The following is a 3307-nucleotide window of genomic DNA, read 5'->3' on the forward strand; positions in this document are numbered from 1 at the left end:
TCCCACACGCGCTTAGGCTGGCAACGGTTAAAGTGCAAACTACAGCGAATAGAATCCTGCTCATCAGATTTCCTTTCCCTCAAAGGCGAGTAGGTGACCGACGGTAGAGTACTACCAATGGTAGAGTAGCACAAATAGGTGCGATGACTAGAGCTTGGTAAGGTAAACGCACAACAAGTGTGTCTAGTTTGCAACAGGGCGGTCCAGCCGGGATATTCAGACGATCAGCACCGGCGTTCCCAAGGGCGTGTTGTCATAAAGATAAAGGATGTCTTCGTTCGTCAGGCGAATGCACCCGTTCGAGACGGCTTGTCCGATCAACCAAGGTTCATTTGTGCCGTGCAGACGAAAATAGGTGTCACGTCCGCCGCGGTAGAGATAAAGCGCCCGCGCACCAAGCGGGTTGTTTGGTCCGCCCGGGACCCCACCGGCATATTGCGCCAGTCGCGGCTTGCGCTTGATCATGCTTGCAGTGGGCATCCAGGATGGCCATTCCTCTTTGCGCTCGATCGTCGCTCTACCCTTGAGCGTCAGTCCCTCCTCGCCGACGGCGATCCCATAGCGCGTAGCCGACCCGCCGTCCTGGACTGCATAGAGGAAACGTTCATAGGTGTTGACGACGAGCGTCCCGGGCGCCTCGCTCCCTTGATACGCCACCTCCTGCCGCCGCAAACGGGGATCCATGCCTTGTGGTATGGCAAAGGCCGATGAAATCGGCGACATCGCCTGGCGCATCCCGGACCCGCATCCGGAGGTCAGCATTGCCAGACCGCCAAGCATCAGCCCCCGGCGCGTAACTTTTCCATTGATCATTTGTTGCCCCAACCAGTCGACACATTCGCGGCCACCCTAACATCGCAGGAGTTCTCGGCCAAGTCTCGTAGATCGCGGCGATCGACTATGAACAACAAGCTCGGATACCCGCTGATCAGGTGCCATTGAAAAAGCCGARGCTGAAAAGGCACGATCACAGCTGAACACCTGTGGCGGTGCCGTTAAACCGACAATCAACAGTCGTTTTCCAGACTTAACCTTTGCCACAAGCTTGGCATTGTCGCGTGCATGAGTATCTCCGCCGTGCCCCTGCCGCCCGTCGCCGGGCCCGATCCTGCCAAGACCTCCTCGGAGGCTGCGATCGGTTGTCTGTTGGTGGCGGGCGCGGCGATCGCCTGGAGCACCGGCGGCGCGCTCACGCGCTTCGTTGAAGCCAATGACAACTGGACGATCGTCTTTTGGCGCTCTGTCTTCGCCGCGCTGTTTCTCCTGTGCTTCATGCTGGTGCGCGACGGGCCGCGCGGCACATGGCGGCTGTTTCAGCATATGGGGCTGGCCGGCCTCGGCGTCGCTATCTGCTTCGCCATCGCCTCATCCTGCTTCATCATCGCGCTGTCCTATACGACGGTCGCCAATGTGCTCCTGCTGCAGGCGGGCGTGCCGCTCTTCGCGGCATTGATTTCATGGATATTGTTCCGCGAGCGCATCAGTTCCGCCACATGGATCGCCATTGCCGTGGTGATCGCCGGCGTGGCCATCATGGTTTCGGATTCGCTCGATGGGGAGGTTTCGCCCATCGGCGATATGCTGGCGCTGTTGATCGCCATCTCGTTCGCCATCGCCACTGTCATCACCCGCCGCAAGGCGCATCTGCGCATGACGCCGGCGGTCTTTCTCGGCGTGGTCATCGCCGCTTGCGTGGCCTCGACGATGGCCGGCGAGTTCAGCACGAGCGTGCGGGATTTCGGCCTGCTCTTTGCACTCGGCGCGGTCAATCTCGGCCTCGGCCTCGCGTTCTTCGTCAGCGGCGCCCGGCTCATTCCTTCGGCGTTGGCCGCGCTGATCAGCACGCTCGAACCTGTGCTCGGCCCGGTCTGGGTCTGGCTCCTGCACAACGAGGTTCCGGCTCCGCGCACGATCATCGGCGGCGCCGTCATCCTGTGCGCACTGCTTATGCATCTCGGCTGGGAATATCGGCGTCAAAAGCGCGTGGCGGCGGTCGTCCGCTAGTCGCGATTCTCCGCACGACAACTGCGTTGCATCATTGAAAATTTCGCACTTGCGCAATTTTCAATGAAAGTGTTGCCTGAAGCCAGTTGACGAACCCTTCGCAATCTAAAAAGGTAGGGCTAATCACGGGAACCTCGGCACAATCAAAGTATTAGTGCCAGCATCATGGAGAACTAAATGGGTATCAAAACCGCTCTGTTGACGGCCGCTCTCGCGCTCGGAATTTCCAGTTCCGCTTGGGCGGCAGACCGCGTCGTCAATATCTACAACTGGTCTGACTACATCGATCCGGCGATCCTTGAAGAATTCACCAAGGAAACCGGCATCAAGGTCGTCTACGATACCTTCGACTCCAATGAGATTCTTGAAACCAAGCTTCTCGCCGGCGGTACCGGTTATGACGTGGTGGTCCCCACCGCCAACTTCCTGCAGCGCCAGATTGCGGCGGGTGTGTTCCAGAAGCTCGACAAATCCAAGCTTCCGAACCTTTCCAACACGTGGGATATGATCAATGAGCGCATCGCCACCTACGATCCCGGCAACGAGTATTCGGTTGACTACATGTGGGGTACGACAGGTATCGGCTATAACGTTGACAAGATGAAAGCCATTCTCGGCTCAGATGAGAAGCCGACATGGGACGTGCTGTTCAAGCCTGAAGTGGCGGCGAAATTCAAGGATTGCGGTATTCACATCCTTGATTCGGCCTCCGACGTCATGCCTTCCGCCCTTGCCTATCTCGGTCTCAACCCCGACAGCAAGGATCCGGATGAATTGGCCAAGGCGGGCGCGCTGCTTGAGTCGATCCGCCCTTATGTCCGCAAGTTCCATTCTTCCGAATATATCAACGCCCTTGCCAATGGTGATATCTGCCTCGCGCTCGGCTATTCTGGCGATATACTCCAGGCCAAGACACGCGCCGAAGAAGCCAAGGCCGGAGTCAATGTAGCCTATGCAATTCCGGCTGCGGGTGCCCAGATGTGGTTTGACCTGATGGCAATCCCCGCCGATGCGCCCCACGTTGCGGAAGCGCACGAATTCATCAACTACATGCTTAAGCCGGATGTTGCGGCAAAGGCCTCGAATTTCGTGTCCTATGCCAATGGCAACAAGGCGTCTCAAGCGGTGATGGACAAGGAGGTCCTCGAGAATCCGGAAGTGTATCCGGATGAAGCGACGCTCAAGAAACTGTTCACCGTCACGCCTTACGATACGAAAATCCAGCGCGTGGTGACGCGGCTCTGGACGAAGGTGGTCACAGGGCAGTAAATCCTGCAAAGACCCCGGCAGCCGATGCCGGGGT

Annotated in this window: 3 protein-coding genes; 2 read left to right on the forward strand and 1 reads right to left on the reverse strand. The window is 58.1% G+C overall.

Going from position 1 to position 3307, the window contains the following annotated elements; genetic code table 11:
- Positions 1–216 precede the first annotated feature (216 nt).
- A complete protein-coding gene (locus ACXJ5O_RS22380; protein WP_457301816.1) occupies positions 217–813 on the reverse strand; it encodes a L,D-transpeptidase in 597 nt (198 codons plus the stop codon).
- 249 nt (positions 814–1062) lie between these two features.
- On the opposite strand from ACXJ5O_RS22380, the gene ACXJ5O_RS22385 reads away from it, so the two are divergent.
- Both ACXJ5O_RS22385 and ACXJ5O_RS22390 read left to right on the forward strand, forming a co-directional pair.
- Entirely contained in the window at positions 1063–2004 is a 942-nt protein-coding gene (locus tag ACXJ5O_RS22385; RefSeq protein WP_457301817.1) for a DMT family transporter, read from the forward strand.
- A 177-nt stretch (positions 2005–2181) separates the two neighbouring features.
- Complete coding sequence (locus ACXJ5O_RS22390) at positions 2182–3273, forward strand: polyamine ABC transporter substrate-binding protein (RefSeq protein ID WP_457301818.1); 1092 nt, start codon at positions 2182–2184, stop codon at positions 3271–3273.
- The last annotated feature ends 34 nt before the right edge of the window (positions 3274–3307 follow it).

The organism is Phyllobacterium sp. P5_D12 (assembly GCF_054049495.1).